Here is a 21,185-nt window from a genome sequence, read left to right as displayed (position 1 = left end):
ATTATAGTTATCTATTTTTATATCGGCAGCATTAATGTTTTATTGAGCATTTAGTTAAAATATTTTCTAAATTTTTTAAATGAATTGATGGGGTGTCCTGATTTTCATCTTTTGTCGACAACAAACAAAATCTATCAATAACATGATGATTATCAGTTATTTGAGTTAAAAGGTAGTCAGAAATATCATGCTTAGAAAGTGACAGAATAGTTTCGATCAAACGTTGTTTTTGCTTGAAATCGGTTTCTTTATTGCAAATAGAAGTCCAAAACCTTTGGCTTTTGATCCGCAAACTGGTGTCTTTTTCTTGTAATTGACTGGCAAGTCCCTGTTGCAAATGTTGCCAGTCTTCTTCTGGCATATTTTCTACCACTAAGTGACATTCATTTATAAATTCGTCCATCGCCGCCAGTAAATGACTGGCTTCATAATTGGGTGATTGAATATAAAAAGCAATGCCTGGATATCGATTAATTGGAACAAAGCCTACGCCTACTAAATAACCATACTGCTTTTCAGTACGCATTTGATGGAAAAATTGTGGTGATAAAATTTGACTCGCTATCATAGTTTTAGCCACAGTTATTAAGCTTTTATCATTCATAGGGTAATAAACCACCCCCGCATAATCATGCTCAGGTAAATCTAATAGGTACTGAATACTTCCTTGGTTTTTAATATCTAACACCGGAATTTTTACTTGGTGTTGTTGATGATATTGGCCATTGAAAGCCTTTTTTATTATGGCATGTATTTTTAGGGCATCTTGCTCTCGCCAATTACCATGAACTAAAACATCTAAATTTATATGCTTGAAAATAGTATGGCAAAAGTCTTTAAAAGTAATAAAATTAATATCTATCAAAGCATTAGATAAACTTTCTGAACTGGGGCACTTGGGCTGCATAGTCGAACTTAACACGGAAAATAATTGTGAGATCGACTTACTATTGTCAGCATTTTTCCAGTGATTAATTAGATGTTGCTTGAGTAAGGCGAATGTTTGTTCCGAAAAACTAAACTCTTGCAATTCAGCTAAAAGTTTATCGAGTAGTTCACCTTGTTTTTCACTGATGCCTGATAATTGCAAAGTAAGGCCACCTTGATGTGAATACAAATGGTAATGAATACCCGCTAACTCAGCATCGTAATGACGTTCAATGACAGACTCAGTATATAAGTCGACAAATAAACGAGTCATGGCAATATTTTGAGCATTGTCTAATGTTATTGGACTATCTATACCTATATAAATATAGCCTTTGGGCACATGAAAGATGTGATCTTGCATATACCAAAAATTTAAGCCATTTTCTTGCTTTAATAATTGTGGTGTTGATGCTGATTTACTATTCTTTAAGCCAAATAATTCTGGTTTTTCAACCATATACTTATTTTCTGGAGGTAATGCTAAATACTGGTTATTTTGACACTCACGCCACGTTTGTATTTTCTCTTGTGGGATCTTGTTGACTTGGTAAGGCACCTTATACCATCGACTGATCTTATCAGTGGCAACATTTTGAGCGATAAAGATAGTGCGCATATTTTCTGGTATTAATAAATCAAGTAACTGAGTTAACAGAGACTGATTCATTTTTTCCATTACGTAATCACCAAAAATATAATCTTCTTGTGGGTAATGTTGCATGTTGATCACCAATTGACTTACCGAGTCTATTGGTTTCATTTTTTCGTGATAATGGAATGAAAGTTCGGCTATGAGTTTTTTTTCTTGGTAATAATGCTCTGCTAATGGCGTTTGTTTTAATAAGTTAATATAAGAAAATACGATAGCAATAATGTCATCGATATGTTCTTCACCTGCTTGGGTAAGACGGATACTGATATTAAAATCTTTAAAATTATAGCCATTTACCCCAGAACCCGCTGTTAACCCTAATGCCCATTGATTTTTTTTGAGTAATGACAAGATTGAATGTGGCCCTTCATGACCCATTAAGTATGAAATTAATGACTCAGGTTTTTCTCGATAAAACTCATCTATGCTTGGCAGGGCAAAACTAAGAATTAACTGTCGCTCGTTCTTCACAGGTTTTACTTGCAAGCATATTTGTTGATGCTCAGGAAGATAAAGCGGAATGTCTGGTTTTATTTGGCTAACTTCATTGCTTGAAATATCGGAAAATTTTTCGCTCGCTAACTGTTGTAATTGTTCAAGCGATTGTGGCCCCTCGATCACCAAGGTCATTGCTTTGGCAACATAATGCTGAAGAAAAAAGTCTTCGACTTCATCTCTTAAATGTTTATCTTCACGATCTGAGAGTGTTTCCGTGTTACCCACTGAAAACTTGGCAAAAGGGTGTTCAGGATTAATTGTTTCCTTGTGCACGTCGTATAAACGTCGGATATCATCTTTTAATTTCAGTTTAAATTCAGCGTCAATATTTTTACGTTCTTTATTGACGAATTCTTCCGATAAAAGTGGTGAGATAAAAAACTGACTAAATCTGTCTAATGCAGGTTCAAAGTGATGATGATGGATATCAAAGAAAAAACAAGTATGCTCTGTGGCTGTCCATGCATTATTGCTTCCGCCATATTGATTGATAAATTTTTGATACTCACTTCCATCAGGATAAATTTTTGTGCCGAGAAACAGCATATGCTCTAAAAAGTGAGCAAGTCCTTGTCTATCAATAGGATCACTGAAATGACCAACATTAACAGCTAACGCAGCAGCAGACTTTTGCGTGTCTTGATTGTGTACGGCTAAAACCCTTAAACCATTTTCTAAGGTGAATGGAAAGTAATGTTTAAGGTCATTAGGACTTTGTTTCAATACATACTCCGACAGATAGCTTGATGAGTGAGCATACCCAAAATATTTTCATTTATGACGTTCTAAATTACCCTATGGAATAAGGTGAGTCTATTTTATTCTTAACGGATGTTATAACAATCGCTTACTTTCCTTTACTATAGCCGCAAATAGCGAGTTCAATAAACCTTTTTAGCATTGTGGTAACAATATGCAGCTTTATATTATGCGTCATGGTCAAGCAAACCCTGTTGGGAATATCGATCATTTACGTGAATTAACATCTACTGGCTATAATGAAGCGCAATGTATGGGGAAATGGGTTAATCAACAAGGTATAAGTTTCTTACAAGTTTTCGTTAGTCCTTATGTACGCGCTCAACAAACCGCTAATACTTTGCTAAATGAGTTTAATGGTCAGGTTCAGGTAGCAACCATCGATTTTATTACCCCACTTGATGACGCTAAAAAAGTACATGATTATATTGATGGCATTTGTACAGATACCCACATTGAGCATCTGATCATTGTCTCTCATATGCCTTTGGTGAGTTATTTAGTCGAAACATTAACAATTGATCGTCAATCTCCGATATTTCAAACCGCGGCTATAGCGCAAATTGATTATGATGTGGAAAAAATGACAGGTCGTTTAGTCAGGCTAATTGCACCAGCTGATCTTGCCTAAGTTTGATGAAGGTTCAGACGCTAATCTTTTAAGTTAAATTTATCGTGTAAGTCAATCAATACTAGTAATGCACCATTACCTCCCCACTCAAGAGGAGCTTGATGAAAAGCTATTACATCAGGGTGTTGCACTAACCAATGCGGTACTTTGGTTTTTAAAATTCTGCCACCTAATCCGTGCACGATACAAACACATTGCGCATGTTCTTTTTGACACGCATATAACAATGCGGCGATTTCTTGTTTTGCTTGGTTTTGATCTAAGCCATGTAGATCCAGAATTAAATCTGGTGCATAAACACCGCGGCGTAAATTCTTAGCTTCAAAACTATTGGCGTCATCTCTGACATATTTTGTCGGACCTTGAGTGTTTAAATTTGGTTCAAACTCGTCAGAGAAATAAAAGCTTGCTTGTTGTTTCGCGTTTTTTGGTTGATTGACAATTGTTTTCGCGTGTATTGTTTTTTTACTTGGTGGTATTTTGTCTTGCACCATAGGTTTTACTTTACCTATCGCGTCTTTAAAGAGCTGTTTTTCTTGTTTTGAGATAATATCTTTAAATTTCATATGCGCAGTCTAAAATTTTCCCTGTACAATAACACTATAAATGAGTCTTATAAGTGAATTTTACCTTCTTTTAGCTCAATCGTTACAGTTTTTATTTAAATTTAGGGGAGTTGAGTGACTACTCATCAATCAACAGATATCACAGAAAAGTTGCATACCGTCGCCGATTATATCCGATATGCGGCAAGTGAGTTTAATCGCGCTGATTTATTTTTTGGCCATGGACATGATAATGCCTGGGATGAAGCTATTACATTAATCATGTTTATCCTTGAATTGCCCGATTCATTAACTGAACATGTCATGCAATGTCGATTAACTTTGGAAGAAAAAAGACAAGCAATGGAGATTATCCATTGTCGAATTGCACAAAAAGTGCCGGCGGCTTATCTTACCAATCAAACTAATTTTGCTGGATTACCTTTTTATGTTGATGAGCGAGTATTAGTGCCTCGCTCGCCAATTGGTGAATGGATTGAAAAGCGTTTTTCACCTATTATTAGTGATGAAAAAAACGTTGGTCGAATTCTTGATTTATGTACGGGAAGCGGTTGTATTGCTATTGCTTGTGCGAGTTATTTTCCAGAAGCAGACGTTGATGCCGTTGATTTATCGATTGACGCTTTAAATGTTGCCCAGATAAATATTGAAAATCATGGGTTAACAGAACAAGTTATTCCAATTCAATCTGATGTTTTTTCTGGGATTGTAGGCCAGAAATATGATTTAATTGTCACTAATCCTCCTTATGTTGATCAAGAAGATATTGACTCACTACCAACTGAGTTTACCCATGAACCCGAAATGGGCTTAGGTTGTGGCGCTGATGGCTTAGATATTGTTCGTCAAATTTTGGCGCAAAGTGCTGAACATTTAAATGAAGATGGTGTGTTAATATGTGAAGTTGGTAATTCACAAGTACATGTTGAAGCGCTTTATCCTGAAGTTGATTTTCAATGGTTAACTTTTGAACGAGGTGGTCATGGAGTTTTTATGCTAACGCAACAACAGTTAGTTCAGTTTCAAGAAATTTTTAACTATGCATTAAAAAATCGTGAGTGAAAAGTTAGCTGTGTCGAGTAATAAATATGTTGAGAAATAAATATGTCAGGTAATACGTTCGGAAAATTATTTACAGTTACATCATTTGGCGAGAGTCATGGCTTAGGGTTAGGTGCGATTATTGATGGTTGCCCGCCAGGAATTGAATTATCAGAAGCAGATTTACAACATGATTTAGACCGAAGAAGACCAGGCACTTCTCGTTACACCACGGCCCGCAGGGAACCGGATCAAGTTAAAATTATGTCAGGGGTTTTTGAAGGTAAAACTACGGGAACTCCAATTGGTTTGATGATTGAAAACACTGATCAACGCTCGAAAGATTATGGCAATATCGCACAAAGCTTTCGCCCAGGCCATGCTGATTATACTTATTGGCAAAAATATGGTTTACGCGATTACCGAGGCGGCGGTCGCTCTTCGGCACGTGAAACTGCCATGCGAGTTGCCGCAGGTGCTGTGGCTAAAAAATATTTAGCGGAAAAATTTGGTATTACTATTCAAGCATGTGTGACACAAATAGGTGATATCAAAGCGGAACGTTTTGATTGGGATATAGTTGAAGAGAATCCCTTTTTCTTCCCTGATGAGTCAAAGCTTGAACAGCTAGATGAATTACTACGCGGAATCATTCGTCAAAAAGACTCTATTGGCGCAAAAGTTACTGTCGTGGCGAACAATGTGCCGGTGGGGCTTGGTGAGCCGATATTTGATCGTTTAGATGCTGATATTTCTCATGGCTTGATGAGCATCAATGCCGTAAAAGGCGTTGAAATTGGCGATGGCTTTGAAGTGGTTAATCAAAAAGGCTCAGAGCATCGTGATGAATTAACACCAGAAGGTTTTAGTACAAATCATGCTGGTGGCATTTTAGGTGGGATTTCTTCTGGTCAACCTATTGTCGCTCATATTGCGATGAAACCTACCTCTAGTATCGGCGTAAGTGGTAAGACGGTTGATCTACAAGGTGAACCAACAGATATCATAACCAAAGGCCGCCATGATCCATGTGTTGGGATCCGTGCCGTGCCTATTGCAGAAGCAATGTTAGCATTGACATTGGTTGATCACTATCTACGTCATCGTGCGCAAAATGCCGATGTTTCCTGCATTACGCCTGATATTTGTCAGTAATATTATTATGCTCTTTTATGCAACCAGTTGGCATGAAAGAGCAACTCGCATTTTTATACTTCTATGAATTCACCTCTTTTTACTAAACTCTCGTTTAGCTACTTCGCTTATTTTGGCATTTTAGGTCTTATCGTACCTTATTTGTCTGTGTTTCTAGATGGTCGTCATTATACCTCGATGGAAATTGGCGAGATCTTAGCGATATTTACCGCGACGAAAATTGTCGGTCCAACCTTGTGGGCTATGTTAGCGGATAAGTCAGGGAAACAATTATCAATTATTCAATTAGGCTCGGGCTTAGCTTTGCTCTCGTTTACTTTGCTTTTTTGGATGACAGGTTATTGGTCGGTAACCTTTGCATTAGCATTGTTTAGCTTGTTTTGGACTGCTATTTTGCCTCAGTTAGAAGTCATGACCATGATATCTATACGACGAAGTGCGAAAATTTACGCACGGATCCGGCTATGGGGCAGTGTCGGTTTTATCGTCTTAGCAATAATCGCTGGTAAGGTTATTGAGCAGTTTAATTCAGAAGCGTTTACGTATATTGGCTGGTTAATTTTACTTGCCTTGTTTATATCAAGTTTACAGTTAAAACAACCTAGAGCAGTTTATAAAAAATCATCAGAGGATAGCTCTTTGATCTCTAGGTTAGTGCTGCCAAGTTTTTTATTATTTTTTATTTCCGGCTTATTATTACAGGTAAGTTTTGGCCCTTATTATAGTTTTTTTGCTTTATTTTTAAGAGATTTAGCTTATCCAAGTTATGCTGTTGGTTTATTTATTAGTTTTGGGGTTGTCGCAGAAATTGCGGTGTTTTTTGTCGCGGGGCGTTTATATCAACTTTTTGGTGCACGATTATTAATTGTTTTTAGTCTACTCGTTACAACTATTCGTTGGTACATTACAGGACACTTTGCGGAGAATGTTTATATTTTATTATTGGCACAATTACTTCATGCTGCCAGCTTTGGTTTGTATCACAGTGCTTCGATTCAGTTTGTTCAGCAACATTTTCAAAGTAATCAACAAAATCGTGGTCAAGCAATTTATATCGCGGGAGTTTACGGTATTGGTGGTGCGATTGGCGCCTATGTTTCGGGTTATTTATGGAAAGATGGCTTTGGTGCTGTGCAGTCTTTTGAATTTGCAGCAATCATGTGTTTAATTGCAAGTGGTTTAGCATGCTTTATTGTGGCAAAGAAATAGCTTGAAAACTGTTATGCCTTATTGTGACTTATAGTATTTAACAGTTACCAATCGTGGTACTAATATTTATACAATTAAAATTTTAACGACAAAAAAAAGCAGTGTATTTAATTTAGAATAAATATTAAATACACTACTTTTTATGATAATGGTTGTCGATATAACGGTAATTTATTTTACTTCTTCACCGGCAGCTTGTTTATCTGCATGATAAGAAGAACGTACCAAAGGTCCACAAGCAGCATGTTCAAAGCCCATTTTCATCGCTTCTTCTTGGAACATGTCAAAATCATCAGGGTGAACATAACGCTCAACGGGGAGATGATCTTTACTCGGTTGTAAATATTGACCTATGGTCAACATTTTCACACCATGAGCGCGAAGATCTCTCATCACTTGTAGAATTTCTTCGTTGGTTTCACCTAAACCGACCATTAATCCTGATTTCGTATTAACGCTTGGGTTTGCTTCACCAAATTTTTTCAATAAGTCTAAAGACCACTGGTAGTTTGCACCAGGTCTGGCTTTTGTATATAAACGAGGGGCGGTTTCTAAGTTATGGTTAAAAACGTGAGGCGGATGTTGATTTAATATCTCTAACGCTTTATCCATTCTCCCTCTAAAATCAGGTACTAGGATTTCTACTTTTGTATGAGGGGCATGAACGGCAATTTCTTTAATACATTCTGCAAACTGTTGTGCTCCACCATCACGTAAATCATCACGATCTACTGAGGTGATCACTACGTATTTTAATGCCATGTCTTTTAACGTCAGCGCTAATTTTCGAGGCTCTTCTTCATTTGGTGCTAATGGGCGACCATGACCAACATCACAGAACGGACAACGTCTTGTACAAATATCCCCTAAAATCATGAAGGTGGCAGTACCGTGGTTAAAACATTCTGATAAATTTGGGCAAGAAGCTTCTTCGCAAACCGAGTGAAGATCATGCTTACGTAACGCCGATTTAATATTATCAATACGCTCAGTTGTGCGAGGTAATTTAATTCGTAGCCACTCTGGTTTTCTTAACATGGTTTCACGTTCTGAAGGCACAACTTTAATGGGGATATGCGCCATTTTTTCAGCGTCTCGTAATTTTGTACCCGGTGCAATGCGTGATGATTTAGTGGTCATTTAATGACTCCAATCCCGTTTGATAACTAATAGTGTCAGCATCTAACAATACTGACATGTGTTTGATTAATGCTTTACCTGCTTCATCAATGGTTTTTAATGAGCTAAAATCTGCTGTTTGTGTCATGGCCAGTCCGGCATAGCCACATGGATTTATACGTAGAAAAGGTGATAGATCCATTTTTACATTTAATGCTAAACCGTGAAAAGAGCAGCCTTTGCGAACCCTTAACCCTAAAGAAGCTATTTTATCGCCGTTCACGTACACTCCTGGGGCATCAGGTTTTGCATTGGCTTGGATATTGTAATCGGCGAGCGCTTGTACAATACCATTCTCTATTAATGTGACGAGTTGACGAACGCCCATTTTACGACGACGCAAATTAATCATAAAATAAATAACTTGCTGACCGGGACCGTGATAGGTAACTTGCCCACCTCTGTCCACTTTGACAACTGGAATATCTCCTGGCATCAGCAAATGTTCTTCTTTACCTGCTTGCCCTTGCGTAAAAACGCTCGGGTGTTCAACTAACCAAAGTTCATCTTGTGTTGAATCGTCACGGTTATCCGTAAAATTTTGCATGGCCTGCCAAACAGATACATAATCCATTCGGTTCAATTGCCGTATTATAAGCGAGTGTTTCAAAATATACCTTGTGTTAGGCAGTGCCGTTAAGTGCTTGTTGCTGAGTATTCTCTTCAAATAGCAGTACAATATGTACGGCTATTAGATTGATTACAGCACGTATCTAACTTGTTCGATGGCAGTTAAGGTTTTGTAGATGGTTTCAATATGATCTTTACTTGTAACCGTTACTGCTATCGATAAAGAATGATAATTACCTTTTGAACTTGGCTTAATTGTGGGCGAATAATCTCCAGGGGTATGTTTTTGCAATTCAGCAATCACTATGTCTGGTAGATCATCACTGGCAACTCCCATTACTTTGAAGTTTAAAACAGTTGGAAATTCAAGTAGTTCATCAAATTTGGTTTTCATTTAAGTTCTCAATCTTGAGTATGACTTTACAGTATCGATTTTAATGGCGTTATTTTAACACTATTTCTTGGTAAGAAAAATGGTGACGTTTTGTTATAAATCAAGTTTTACCAGATAATAAAAAAAGCTCAGTAAATACTGAGCTTTATACGGTGATTTGTTGATTGTTTGGCAAACTAATTTTGAAATTGTAGTTTTACGTAATCCATTAAACGATCGAACATACCGCCTTCGTTAATTTCTTGTAAGGTAACAAGCGGGTATTCGCCAATATCTTCACCATCAAGTTGTAAAAATACTTTACCGACTACTTGGCCTTTAGCAAGAGGGGCAATAAGTTGTTGGTTCAACTCGAAATTTGCTTTTAAGTTTTTGCGTTGTCCTCGCGGGATGGTAATAGGGGTATCTTCAAGAATACCTAAGTCAACTTCTTTAACATCTCCCATCCAAACTCGATCAGAAACAAATTTTTCGCCTGCTTTATAGGGGGTATAAGTTTCAAAAAATCGGAATCCGTAATTTAATAATTTTCTACTTTCAACAAGACGCGAACGTTCACTGTTTGCCCCCATCACAACACTAATTAAACGCATGTCGCCTTTGGTTGCAGAACTTACTAAACTGTAACCAGCTTGAGCAGTATGACCAGTTTTTAAGCCGTCTACATTCATGCTTTTATCCCATAAAAGCCCGTTACGGTTTACTGTTTTAATACCGTTATAAGTGTAAGATTTTTGTTTATAAATCTCATACTCTTCAGGTACATCACGGATTAATGCTTTAGCTAACGTTGCCATATCTCTAGCAGTAGTTTTATGCTCTGTGCTATCTAAACCATGGCTATTTTCAAAATAACTACTGCTCATGCCGAGTTGCTCTGCATAAGCATTCATCATATCGGCAAAGGCACCTTCACTGCCGGCAATATGTTCGGAAATAGCGACACATGCATCATTGCCAGAAGCTACAATAATCCCTTGGTTTATTTCATGAATAGGGACTTCTTTACCAACTTCTAAAAACATTAATGACGAGCCTTTAAAAATAGGATTACCTGTTGCCCAAGCATTTTTGCTAATTTTAACAGGGTCGTCATTTTTGATATTTCCAGATTGCAGCTCTTTACCAACAATGTAACTTGTCATGATTTTAGTTAAGCTGGCTGGAGCAAGAAGAATATCAGCATTTCCTTCAGCGATAACTTTACCGGTAGTGAAATCAACTAAAATATGCCCTTTAGCGTTCATTTGTGGCGGCGAAGGTATAATAGTAGCCGCTTGAGATAATGATGAAAGGGTGAATGCGATAGAGCCTAAAAGGCTAATGATTTTACGATGTTTTTTGGTCATTGTTTTGGCCAATTGCTGAGGCATAACAGTCCTGTGAAAAGTTGTAGGTAAACGTTTTAATATAAAAACGCTACCTGGAAAATATGTGTTTTCAGCAGTATACCAGTTTTAATTTTGATTGCTATGGGGAGAAATAAAGCAAATGTATCATTTAATGAATTTATTGATTAAATGAGTTTATAGACTCACTCTAAAAGCCCCTGAATACCCGTTTGTTTTAAGCTGGTTTAATACTTTCTCTAAAGAGGCTTGATCTTGAAAAGGTCCTACTTGAACCTTGTATATATTGTGTATTTTTTGATGGCTTGCAGGCTGTTGAAATAATGTGGTGATTGCTTTAGCCGTTTTTTCTGCTATTTGCTTATCACGTGTCGCAAATACCTGAATATAATTACCGGTCGATATTTTATTATCGACGATGATGATTGGTTGATTATCTGCATTAAAAGTAATGGCTTCTATTGTGACATTAGCGGTGCCTGTTTTTAACATATCTAATTTATAAGCGGCACTATAGGACAAATCAATGATCCTATTTTGATGGAACGGTCCGCGGTCATTAACTCTAACAATCACTGTTTTTTGATTATCATTATTGGTGACTTTTACATAAGAAGGTAAGGGCAAGTTTTTATGCGCAGCACTCATTCCGTACATATTATAAATTTCACCATTTGAGGTTAAATGACCATGAAATTTTTTGCCGTACCATGAAGCAATGCCTGATTGCTTGAAATTGTCAGCTGTATGTAAAACTTGGTAGTTTTTTCCTCTGACTTGATAGTGTTTATTACCGCCTCGACTTTTCTCTTCAGCACGTGGAATGGCATCGCGTAATTCAAATTCATTAGGCAACCTTGTAGGTGTACTGTCATTTTTTTGCTGATAACGGCCGTGATTACTACTACAGCTAGCGGCGATTAGTAAGCTGAGAAAAGCGAGAGTGATTAGTTTTATTTTTTTCATAAGGACTGGATAATTAAGCTATAAAGCGCCTATGCGTACTGATTGCCATTAAAATACCAAAACCTGCCATTAATGTAACCATGGAGGTTCCGCCATAACTGACAAGAGGTAAAGGTACACCAACCACAGGTAATAGCCCAGAAACCATACCAATATTAACAAACACGTAAACAAAAAAAGTGAGGGTGAGGCTTCCTGCTAAAAGTTTAGTAAACGCGTGCTCTGCGCTGATAGCAATCCATAAACCGCGCATGACTATCGCTAAATAGACCAATAATAATAATGTGACGCCAATTAAACCAAACTCTTCACTAAAGACGGCAAAAATAAAATCAGTATGGCGTTCAGGCAAAAACTCTAATTGAGACTGAGTGCCTTGTAGCCAGCCTTTGCCTTGCAGACCTCCAGATCCAATGGCGATTTTTGACTGAATAATATGATAACCTGAGCCAAGCGGATCTTGCTCTGGATTTAAAAAAGTTAACACACGCTGCTTTTGGTAATCTTTCATCAAAAATAACCATAATATAGGGGCAAATGCCGAAGCGAGTACCCCACAAGCCCCAATGAGTTTCCAACTCGCTCCGGCTAAGAAAATGACAAAAATTCCGGAGCTTGCAATTAACAGTGACGTGCCTAAATCAGGTTGTTTCGCGATCAACAATGTTGGGATCAACACTAAAATGAAAGCGGCTATAATGTGGATGATTTTAGTCGGTAAATTAAATTGACTGACATACCAAGCAATCATGATAGGTACAATTAATTTCATGATTTCAGATGGCTGAAACATAGTGAAACCTAAATTGATCCAGCGCTGGGCACCTTTACCAACGTGCCCGAATAAAAGCACCGCTACCAATAAAGAAATACCCACAATAAAGGCAGGAACGGCCCATTTTCGATACACGAGTGGAGGAATTTGAGCAACCAAAAACATAACAAATAATGCGATACCAATTCGTTTCGCGTGTCGAATCGCCATATCGGCACTTTGACCTCCGGCACTGTAAACGACGCATAAACCTAAGACGAGCAGAGATAAAATACCCAATAAAAGTGGCACATCGATATTGAGACGATACCAAATGCTGCGTTGTTTTTGTTGATCGTGACCAGTAGAACGCATTAATTACTTCCTGAGTGTTTATTTTTAGGTGAATCTAAATATTGTTCACCATAGGTTTTATTATGATGCGGGTGTTTGTTTTTACTGACGATAACTCGATTACCGAAATATTGATCCATAATTTGTCGCGCGACAGGTGCAGCATTAGTACCACCACCACCTTTAGCAACGTTTTCTATTGCGACAGCAACGACAATTTCAGGTTTTTCATACGGTGCAAAGGCAACAAACATAGCATTATCACGTTGGTTTTCTTGCGTTGTTTCAGCGTCATATTTTTCATCTTGACCAATATTCGCGGTTTGTGCCGAACCTGTTTTTCCTGCAGCATCATATTTACTGCCTTTAAAGGCAGAATAACCAGTTGCACCAAATTTTTGTACCGTATTATGCATACCGTCTAAAACAATATCCCAGTATTCGTTTTTGGATAATTCAATCGGAGGCTTTTCATCAACAGGCATTTCAATCACATGTTCAGTCCCCTCCATAGGCGCATCGTTGTTTTCGCTTGGCGTTAAGACGATTTCCTTGGTCGCTTTAAGTAAATGTGGGACTTTGATATGGCCTTTATTAACCAAAATTGACATTGCTTGAGCCAATTGCAGTGGTGTTACAGTCCAATAACTTTGTCCAATGCCTACTGATAACGTTTCTCCCGTATACCAAGGTTGGTTATAGCGTGCGCGTTTCCATTCTACACTGGGCATGATTGCTCTGTTTTCTTCATAAATGTCGATACCGGTATATTCGCCAAAGCCAAATTTTTCCATCATTCTGGCGATACGCGTGATACCTAACTTATATGATAAATCGTAGTAATAAACATTACACGATTGCTCGAGAGATTTAGCTAGGTTAACTTTGCCATGTCCCCATTTTTTCCAATCGCGACGTTTGGTTTCAATACCTGGTAATTGATAAAATCCGGGATCGTATATTTCTGTTTCAGGCGTAATTATTTCTTCTTCTAAGCCTGTGAGCGCAAGAAGTGGCTTTATCGTAGAGGCGGGTGGATAACCTTGGACGGTACGATTCACTAAAGGACGATCTTTAGAACTAAGTAATTTTTTATAGTTTTTATTGCTGATGCCATGAACAAATAAATTACCGTTATAACTAGGGTTAGAATACATTGCGAGTACGCCGCCATCACGAGGATCTATCGCGACGATTGCCCCACGTTTACCTGATAAGGCGCGTTTTGCGATCATTTGTAATTCTATATCAAGGGTTAAGGTTAAATCTTTGCCTGGCACTGGCGGGGTAAAGTTTAACGTACGAATAATGCGACCTTGATTGTTTATTTCTACTTCTTGGTGGCCAATGGTGCCATGAAGAATATCTTGGTAAAATCTTTCTAAGCCAAGCTTGCCAATATTGCGGGTGGCAGCATAGTTTTCTTCTTTTCCTTGCTCTTCTAATTTAATCACATCTCTGCGATTTATCCGCGCGACATAACCTAATGAATGTGTGGTTAAATCCGCAAAAGGGTAATACCGTTTTAGCCGTGCATCTATAAACAAGCCGGGAAATTTATGTTGATTGACCGAAAATAATGCGACTTGTTGATCACTTAGTCTTGAAATTAACTCGAGTGGTTTAAAGCGACGTTTACTGCGTAAAGATTCAAAAAGTTTCGTTTGTTTTTCTTTGGGGATCTCTAAAAGCTCGCTAACTGCTTTAATTGTTTCTTCAAGATTTTCAACTTGTTCAGGGATCACCTCTAAGCTGAAAATAGGCTTGTTTTCAGCAAGTAACACGCCGTTTCTGTCATAAATTAACCCTCGGTTAGGCGCAACAGGTAAAAGTTTAATTCGGTTTGAGTTAGAACGAGTTTGATATTTTTCGTAAGAGCTAATTTCAAGTTCATAAATATTATTAAACAATATGAGTATGATGACGATAACGCCTAATAGCGTAATAAAGGCTCTTCGGGCGAATAAATTTGCTTCTGCACTATGATTTCGAATAACGACACGTTTTGGCCTAGGCATCTTTATTCTCGATGATATGGGTGATTATTGTTGATACTCCACGCGCGATATAAACTTTCTGCAAGCACGATTCTAACCATAGGGTGGGGAAGTGTTAATGGCGATAATGACCATTTTTGTTCTGATGCTTTGATACAAGCAGGAGCTAAACCTTCGGGTCCGCCAACCAAAAGCGCAACATCACGACTGTCGAGTTGCCAATTTTCTAATTGTTTTGCTAATTGCGGCGTGGTCCAAGGTTTACCTTCCACTTCTAAGGTGACAATGCGGTTGCCTTTTGGAATAGCCGCGAGCATTTGTTCGCCTTCTTTTTCAAGAATGCGGGCAATGTCGGCATTTTTGCCGCGCTTTCCAGGAGGAATTTCTACTAAATGAAAAGACATATCCCGAGGAAAACGACGGCTGTATTCGTTGAAACCTTGAGTGACCCATGCAGGCATTTTATTGCCTACAGCATAGAGGGTTAAACGCATGTGTTTAACTTATTCCCATAATTGTTCTAGTTGATAAGTATCACGGGTAGTGTCTGTCATGATGTGAACAACAATTTCGCCTAAATCCACTAAGGCCCATTCTCCAACATCATTACCTTCAACACCTAATGGCTCTGTGCCAGCAGCACGGCATTCTGCTGTTAAAGATTGTGCGATTGATTTTACATGACGATTTGAATTACCTGAGGCGATAATCATCACATCGGCAAAGTCAGATTTTTCAGCAATATCTAACGTGATAAGATCACGGCCTTTCATGTCTTCTATTTTTTCAGTAACAAAAGCGGTTAATGCTTCAATTTGCAAAGTGAGTACTCTTCATTAATTTGATGGTAATTGAAAACAATAATATCACTATTCTAATGTTAGGTTAATAGTGTAGGGGCATTTTTACACTGCAAGAAAAATGCATTCGCCGTATTATGAATAAATAGATGTGGTTAACGGTATAATTGGTGTTGTTTGATATAGTTTAGCACGCTCGGACAAAGCGTGTTTTCATCTAAGTTATTGGCCTTTATTGCTTGGCGAACTTGTGTAGATGAAATATCGATATTCGTGTTTTGATGAAAAAGGATCTTTCCTGATTGAGTATTACTCAATAGGGTAAGGTCATCGGTAAAGTAAGGCGATAATGATTGATGGCAAGCTTGTTTAAGTGCATTAACATCATAGTCTGGTCGAGTATTAACCAATAAATGACAATATTGCAATATTTCAGACCAGCGATGCCAATGGGTAAATGTTAATAATGAGTCCATGCCAATGATAAAAAATACTTGGCTATTTGGATATTGTTGATGTATATCTTTCAAGCTTTCTAAAGTATACGAAGGGGTATCTTTATATAACTCTCTATCATCAAGTTGAAAAATTGGATATTGCTGACAAACTAATTCAACCATTGCTTTGCGGTGAGTTGCGTTGGCTGATGTTTGTGTTTTATGAGGCGGAATGTGTGCAGGTAAAAGATAAAGTTTATCAAGTGATAACCAGTTAGCATTTTCTATCGCAGGAATAATATGACCTAAATGAATCGGATCAAAAGTCCCCCCCAAGATACCAATTCGTGAAAAAGATTGCTGGCTTGCTTTTACAGGTGTCAGCTTTGATTGGCTTTCATGTTGTGAAGGCTTAAGCATATTCATAATTTAGCGAATAATGTTTCATGGTTTCACCATGATATAAACTAACTAAGACATCGGCGAGTAAAACAAACGGATTAAACTCACTATTGGTTTTACTGATGGTATCTACATCTGCAATTCTAGCTTGCGCATACGCTAAATTATGCTCTGTTATGTGATTAATAGCATGTTGGTAAAGAGGCTTCCTTTTATCCCAAATTCTAAACTCTTTACATAAAGTAGCGAACGAGTCACCTTGAGCTATTTTTTCTTGCATTATAAATAACTGATTGATTTCTTTATGGATAAACCAAATGAGTTGATTGATGGCAGTACCATCCTGTTGCAGTTGATCTAACATGGCAACACACTTTTTGATATCGCCCATTAACATCGCATCTATTAATTGGAATGGGTTAAATTTAGCTTGTTTAATCAGTAAGCTTTCTGCGTCGGAAACTGTGATTAATTGTTGTCCGAATAATATCGATAGCTTCTGTATCTCTTGCGTTAAGGCGTTTAAATTACCTTCAAACAATTCCGCTAACATAAGAAATACATCAGGGTGCAAATTCAGGTTGTTTAACCTGGCTTGGCGTTGAATCCACTGATTTAATTGGTTACCTTCGATATCATAAAGCGGTAAAAAACAGCCGTTTTTTTCTAAAACTTTAAACCATTTTCGTTTTTGACCCGCAGCATCCATTTTGGCGCCGTGTAAAATGAGCAAAACATCTGGATGCAATTGTTCACTGATTTGCGCTAAAGCTTTACTACCTTTATCGCCTAATTTGTTGGTCATTAATTCAAGCTCGATTATGCGTTGGCTCGAAAATAAACTCATGGCTTGGTATTCTTGTAACAACAATGACCAATCAAATTTATCATCGACACTAAAGCGAATTAATTCATCAAATCCTTGTTGTTTAAAGTGAACTTTAATGCTGAAAAGGCTGTCATTTTTTTGCCAAGGCTCATCACCAAAAATCAACCAAACAGGTTTAAAACCTTGATGCAATGTGTTGGTTAATTGGTTGTGATAAATTCGCATGATGATTACCTTTTACCCTGAAACAAAAGTAAATATAGACGCATTACTCAATATGCTAACGTTGAATGGTGGCCATATTTCTTAAAATTTTATCTGCAGCTTCTTGTCGCATTTCTCTTAACATTAATGACAATTCACGACTTTTTGCCAGCGCTAAATCTGGATCATCTTGATAATCACGATTGATTTCAAATGAAAAAGATTGAATGTCTTCATTGGCAAAACGTAATTGGTAATTGACGGTATAAATTAATTCATACTCAGCGACTTGACCATTAGGGAATACAGATAAAGTGCGTCGGTCTAATTCATCTTTTAATATGCGTAACTCGGGGGTTTGTGGAGTAAAAGTTTCCACTAGTGTTACTTGGTTTCGGGTTAAGTGCTGGCGAGTTAGCCGAGTTAATTCGCCATGTTTATCAACTGAGCTGAGATACAAGGTTTGTAACTCAGGAGCAAGTAAATAATCACCACGTAATTGAAAGCCACAACCTGTTACCATCACAGATAGCATCAGTGGAAACAGTGACCAATGATAGCTTTTAAAGGCACTTACTTTAGCGTGAACAACGAATAAAATTGAACGTTTTATTATTGCTAAGTGTTTATTTACTTGACTCATATTAATTATCATTTCGCTAATAGAAATCGATTAATTCGCAACTATATTTAACAGTTTACCTGGTACATAAATCACTTTACGGACCGTTTTACCATCAATAAATTTAGCGACATTTTCTTCATTCAACCCTAATGTTTCAACGTGCTCTTTGCTCGCATCCGCTGCAACCGTTAGTTTTGCACGAACTTTACCATTTACTTGTACGATTATCAGCTTTTCATCTTCCACTAATGCTGCTTCATCGACTTGTGGCCAAAGCGTATTTTCAACGGGATTACCATCGCCAATAATTTGCCATAAGTGATGACAAACATGCGGTACGATTGGCGTAAGCATTAACACTAATGCTTGAATCGCTTCGTGCATTACAGCGCGGTCTTCAGTGCTATCCATGCTCGCTTTTGATAAGTGATTCATTAATTCCATAATGGCTGCAATCGCCGTATTAAAGGTATTTCGTCGACCGATATCATCACTGACTTTATGAATGGTTTTATGCAGTTCTCGACGTAATGTTTTTTGTGCGCTATTTAGCGTTAAGCCTTCAAGTGAAACAGGGTTTTCACCTTTTTCATGGTTAAGGGAAAAATCATGCACTAATTTCCAGACACGTTTAATAAAGCGATGAGCACCTTCAACGCCAGAATCTGACCATTCTAACGTTTGCTCAGGTGGAGAAGTAAACATGATAAATAAACGTACGGTATCAGCACCATACTGATTAATTACCTCTTGAGGATCAATACCATTATTTTTAGACTTAGACATTTTGCTCATACCAGCTGATATAACAGGTTGTCCATCTAATTTGCTTATCGCAGAAGTTACTTGACCTTTTTCGTTACGTTCAACTTCAACATCGGTTGGCGCAACCCAATCTTGTGCACCATTATCTGCTTCACGATAATATGTATCGGCTAAAACCATCCCTTGGCATAACAAGCTTTTGAATGGCTCATCGCTATTTACTAAACCGAAATCGCGTAATAACTTGTGGAAAAATCGAGCATACAACAAATGTAAAATAGCGTGTTCAATACCACCTACATATTGATCTACCGGCAACCAATAATTGGCTTTTTCTGGATCAAGCATTTGCTTGTCATCACTAGGTGAACAATAACGTGCGTAATACCATGATGACTCCATAAATGTATCGAACGTGTCTGTTTCACGAAATGCTGCTTCGCCGTTATATGTGGTTTTTGCCCATTCTGGATCATCTTTAATCGGCGACGTGACACCATTCATCACGACATCTTCAGGTAGCTCTACAGGAAGTTGATCTGCTGGAACTGGTACAGATTCACCATTGGCTAAATTGATCATTGGGATCGGTGTTCCCCAATAACGCTGGCGTGATACGCCCCAGTCGCGCAATCGGTAATTAACTTTTATTTGGCCTTTCTTTTCTGTTTTTAGTTTATAGGCAATTGCTTTGAATGCTTTTTTAAAGTTTAAACCGTCAAACTCGCCTGAGTTAATTAATTTACCTTTTTCGGTAATAGCAGCTTGAGTAATATCATCACCGTCAGCGCCTTCAATTACTTGTTTGATTGCTAAACCATATTTTTTGGCAAATTCGTAATCTCGTTGATCATGGCCAGGAACAGACATTACGGCACCTGAACCATAATCCATTAACACGAAATTAGCCGCCCATACTGGTACTAATTCGCCCGTTAATGGATGCACCGCTTTCAGACCGGTATCAACCCCTTTTTTCTCCATGGTTGCCATATCGGCTTCAGTGGCCTTATTGGTTTTACAGTCGTTGATAAATTCAGCTAGTTCAGCATTATTTTTTGCTGCAGCAAGTGCAAGAGGATGTTGCGCTGCAAGTGCGACATAAGTGACCCCCATTAAGGTGTCAGGTCGAGTTGTGTAAATATCAAAACTGTCATCAGAGTCGGCAACCTGGAAGGTCATTTCAACGCCTTCAGAGCGACCAATCCAGTTTTTTTGCATGGTTTTAACTTGTTCAGGCCAGCCTTCAAGTTGGTCTAAATCAGTTAATAATTCTTCGGCATAGTCGGTAATTTTGATAAACCATTGTGGAATTTCTTTTCGCTCAACAATCGCGCCAGAACGCCATCCTCGACCATCAATGACTTGTTCATTAGCTAAAACAGTTTGGTCAACAGGATCCCAGTTTACCGTGGCATTTTTTTTGTACACTAAGCCTTTTTCGAAAAGTTGGGTGAAAAACCATTGCTCCCAACGATAATAATCTTTTTTACACGTCGCTAATTCACGATCCCAATCATAACCAAAACCTAATGATTTTAATTGGTTCTTCATGTAATCAATGTTTTGATACGTCCACTTAGCAGGGGCAGAGTTATTTTTAATAGCCGCGTTTTCAGCAGGTAAACCGAAAGAATCCCATCCCATTGGTTGCATGACGTTTTTACCTTGCATGCGTTGGTAACGAGAAATAACATCACCCAAACTATAATTGCGTACGTGACCCATATGTAATTTACCACTTGGGTAAGGAAACATAGATAGACAATAAAACTTTTCTTTTCCGGGTTGTTCAACCGCTTTAAACGTTTGATTAGTAGTCCAAAAAGATTGCACTTCAGCTTCGATTGCTTGGGGATTGTAAATGGATTCCATTAACGATTTTCTCAAAAATTGATGTGGGAGCCACTCATGACTTTAGGTGTTAACAGTCAGGAAATATGGCGAGTAAAATAATCGCCATAGAATACATGAACACCCCTATAGTCGACAAGTTTAATCCGCTATATTAGTTGAATATCCGTCATTTTAATTGCTTTTAATTTTAATCATTGCCCTTAGTTCGATAATAGTTAGGTAATAGTGAAATATATAAGCTATAAATTAGTTAAAGACGATA

At 37.8% G+C, this 21,185-nt stretch carries 19 protein-coding genes; 4 read left to right on the top strand and 15 right to left on the bottom strand.

Annotated features, from left to right (window positions below; all coding sequences use genetic code 11):
* Positions 1-31 precede the first annotated feature (31 nt).
* Positions 32-2,803: an insulinase family protein gene (locus tag ABXH06_RS00475; RefSeq protein WP_353516922.1), complete on the bottom strand. Its 2,772-nt coding sequence runs from the start codon at positions 2,801-2,803 to the stop codon at positions 32-34.
* A 190-nt stretch (positions 2,804-2,993) separates the two neighbouring features.
* On the opposite strand from ABXH06_RS00475, the gene sixA reads away from it, so the two are divergent.
* Positions 2,994-3,470 (top strand): phosphohistidine phosphatase SixA, encoded by a 477-nt coding sequence (gene sixA, locus ABXH06_RS00470; RefSeq protein WP_353516921.1) that lies wholly within the window; start codon positions 2,994-2,996, stop codon positions 3,468-3,470.
* Positions 3,471-3,490: 20 nt separating this feature from the next.
* On the opposite strand, the gene smrB is transcribed toward sixA, so the two are convergent.
* Positions 3,491-4,036, bottom strand: a complete 546-nt coding sequence (smrB, locus tag ABXH06_RS00465; RefSeq protein ID WP_353516920.1) for an endonuclease SmrB — start codon at positions 4,034-4,036, stop codon at positions 3,491-3,493.
* 114 nt (positions 4,037-4,150) lie between these two features.
* Here smrB and prmB point away from each other — a divergent pair, with 114 nt between their 5' ends.
* From prmB to ABXH06_RS00450, 3 genes are all read left to right on the top strand, one after another.
* Positions 4,151-5,098 (top strand): 50S ribosomal protein L3 N(5)-glutamine methyltransferase, encoded by a 948-nt coding sequence (prmB, locus tag ABXH06_RS00460; protein WP_353516919.1) that lies wholly within the window; start codon positions 4,151-4,153, stop codon positions 5,096-5,098.
* Positions 5,099-5,140: 42 nt separating this feature from the next.
* Complete coding sequence (gene aroC / locus ABXH06_RS00455) at positions 5,141-6,232, top strand: chorismate synthase (protein WP_311577676.1); 1,092 nt, start codon at positions 5,141-5,143, stop codon at positions 6,230-6,232.
* 63 nt (positions 6,233-6,295) lie between these two features.
* A complete protein-coding gene (locus ABXH06_RS00450; RefSeq protein WP_353516918.1) occupies positions 6,296-7,441 on the top strand; it encodes an MFS transporter in 1,146 nt (381 codons plus the stop codon).
* Between the two features lie 171 nt (positions 7,442-7,612).
* Here the strand turns inward: ABXH06_RS00450 and lipA are convergent, their stop codons facing one another.
* From lipA to leuS, 13 genes are all read right to left on the bottom strand, one after another.
* On the bottom strand, positions 7,613-8,581 hold the full coding sequence (gene lipA, locus ABXH06_RS00445; protein WP_311577668.1) for a lipoyl synthase: 969 nt from the start codon (positions 8,579-8,581) through the stop codon (positions 7,613-7,615).
* Positions 8,571-9,233, bottom strand: a complete 663-nt coding sequence (lipB, locus tag ABXH06_RS00440; protein ID WP_353517234.1) for a lipoyl(octanoyl) transferase LipB — start codon at positions 9,231-9,233, stop codon at positions 8,571-8,573. Before lipB ends, lipA begins: the two co-directional genes overlap by 11 nt.
* An 87-nt stretch (positions 9,234-9,320) precedes the next feature.
* Positions 9,321-9,584: a DUF493 family protein YbeD gene (ybeD, locus tag ABXH06_RS00435; RefSeq protein ID WP_353516917.1), complete on the bottom strand. Its 264-nt coding sequence runs from the start codon at positions 9,582-9,584 to the stop codon at positions 9,321-9,323.
* 176 nt (positions 9,585-9,760) lie between these two features.
* Positions 9,761-10,933 carry a serine hydrolase gene (locus ABXH06_RS00430; RefSeq protein ID WP_353517232.1) on the bottom strand — a complete coding sequence of 391 codons (1,173 nt, stop codon included), beginning with the start codon at positions 10,931-10,933 and terminating at the stop codon, positions 9,761-9,763.
* Between the two features lie 177 nt (positions 10,934-11,110).
* Complete coding sequence (locus ABXH06_RS00425; RefSeq protein WP_353516916.1) at positions 11,111-11,899, bottom strand: septal ring lytic transglycosylase RlpA family protein; 789 nt, start codon at positions 11,897-11,899, stop codon at positions 11,111-11,113.
* Positions 11,900-11,912: 13 nt separating this feature from the next.
* Positions 11,913-13,028 (bottom strand): rod shape-determining protein RodA, encoded by a 1,116-nt coding sequence (rodA, locus tag ABXH06_RS00420; protein ID WP_311577655.1) that lies wholly within the window; start codon positions 13,026-13,028, stop codon positions 11,913-11,915.
* On the bottom strand, positions 13,028-15,025 hold the full coding sequence (gene mrdA, locus ABXH06_RS00415; protein WP_353516915.1) for a penicillin-binding protein 2: 1,998 nt from the start codon (positions 15,023-15,025) through the stop codon (positions 13,028-13,030). The genes rodA and mrdA overlap by 1 nt, the downstream gene beginning before the upstream one ends.
* 2 nt (positions 15,026-15,027) lie before the next feature.
* The gene (gene rlmH, locus ABXH06_RS00410; protein WP_353516914.1) at positions 15,028-15,498 is read right to left on the bottom strand and encodes a 23S rRNA (pseudouridine(1915)-N(3))-methyltransferase RlmH; all 471 of its coding nucleotides are present in this window, start codon (positions 15,496-15,498) and stop codon (positions 15,028-15,030) included.
* A 9-nt stretch (positions 15,499-15,507) separates the two neighbouring features.
* Positions 15,508-15,825, bottom strand: coding sequence for a ribosome silencing factor (rsfS, locus tag ABXH06_RS00405; protein ID WP_353516913.1), 318 nt, complete (start codon positions 15,823-15,825; stop codon positions 15,508-15,510).
* Between the two features lie 134 nt (positions 15,826-15,959).
* Positions 15,960-16,661 (bottom strand): nicotinate-nucleotide adenylyltransferase, encoded by a 702-nt coding sequence (nadD, locus tag ABXH06_RS00400; RefSeq protein ID WP_353516912.1) that lies wholly within the window; start codon positions 16,659-16,661, stop codon positions 15,960-15,962.
* Entirely contained in the window at positions 16,654-17,697 is a 1,044-nt protein-coding gene (gene holA, locus ABXH06_RS00395) for a DNA polymerase III subunit delta (protein WP_353516911.1), read from the bottom strand. Before holA ends, nadD begins: the two co-directional genes overlap by 8 nt.
* Positions 17,698-17,752: 55 nt before the next feature.
* Positions 17,753-18,319: an LPS-assembly lipoprotein LptE gene (locus tag ABXH06_RS00390; RefSeq protein ID WP_311577634.1), complete on the bottom strand. Its 567-nt coding sequence runs from the start codon at positions 18,317-18,319 to the stop codon at positions 17,753-17,755.
* Positions 18,320-18,349: 30 nt separating this feature from the next.
* Positions 18,350-20,941, bottom strand: coding sequence for a leucine--tRNA ligase (leuS, locus tag ABXH06_RS00385; protein ID WP_353516910.1), 2,592 nt, complete (start codon positions 20,939-20,941; stop codon positions 18,350-18,352).
* Positions 20,942-21,185: the final 244 nt, after the last annotated feature.

The organism is Thalassotalea sp. SU-HH00458, assembly GCF_040362795.1.
GTDB lineage: Bacteria > Pseudomonadota > Gammaproteobacteria > Enterobacterales > Alteromonadaceae > Thalassotalea_H > Thalassotalea_H castellviae.
This window is presented reverse-complemented; position numbering and strand designations above follow the sequence as displayed.

Coding starts and splice junctions, on each gene's coding strand:
- aroC (WP_311577676.1), top strand. CDS start 5,141: ATGTCAGGTAATACGTTCGGAAAATTATTTACAGTTACATCATTTGGC.
- leuS (WP_353516910.1), bottom strand. CDS start 20,941: ATGGAATCCATTTACAATCCCCAAGCAATCGAAGCTGAAGTGCAATCT.
- lipA (WP_311577668.1), bottom strand. CDS start 8,581: ATGACCACTAAATCATCACGCATTGCACCGGGTACAAAATTACGAGAC.
- nadD (WP_353516912.1), bottom strand. CDS start 16,661: ATGCTTAAGCCTTCACAACATGAAAGCCAATCAAAGCTGACACCTGTA.
- ABXH06_RS00450 (WP_353516918.1), top strand. CDS start 6,296: ATGAATTCACCTCTTTTTACTAAACTCTCGTTTAGCTACTTCGCTTAT.
- sixA (WP_353516921.1), top strand. CDS start 2,994: ATGCAGCTTTATATTATGCGTCATGGTCAAGCAAACCCTGTTGGGAAT.
- smrB (WP_353516920.1), bottom strand. CDS start 4,036: ATGAAATTTAAAGATATTATCTCAAAACAAGAAAAACAGCTCTTTAAA.
- ybeD (WP_353516917.1), bottom strand. CDS start 9,584: ATGAAAACCAAATTTGATGAACTACTTGAATTTCCAACTGTTTTAAAC.
- mrdA (WP_353516915.1), bottom strand. CDS start 15,025: ATGCCTAGGCCAAAACGTGTCGTTATTCGAAATCATAGTGCAGAAGCA.
- ABXH06_RS00390 (WP_311577634.1), bottom strand. CDS start 18,319: ATGAGTCAAGTAAATAAACACTTAGCAATAATAAAACGTTCAATTTTA.
- holA (WP_353516911.1), bottom strand. CDS start 17,697: ATGCGAATTTATCACAACCAATTAACCAACACATTGCATCAAGGTTTT.
- rodA (WP_311577655.1), bottom strand. CDS start 13,028: ATGCGTTCTACTGGTCACGATCAACAAAAACAACGCAGCATTTGGTAT.
- ABXH06_RS00430 (WP_353517232.1), bottom strand. CDS start 10,933: ATGACCAAAAAACATCGTAAAATCATTAGCCTTTTAGGCTCTATCGCA.
- rlmH (WP_353516914.1), bottom strand. CDS start 15,498: ATGCGTTTAACCCTCTATGCTGTAGGCAATAAAATGCCTGCATGGGTC.
- ABXH06_RS00425 (WP_353516916.1), bottom strand. CDS start 11,899: ATGAAAAAAATAAAACTAATCACTCTCGCTTTTCTCAGCTTACTAATC.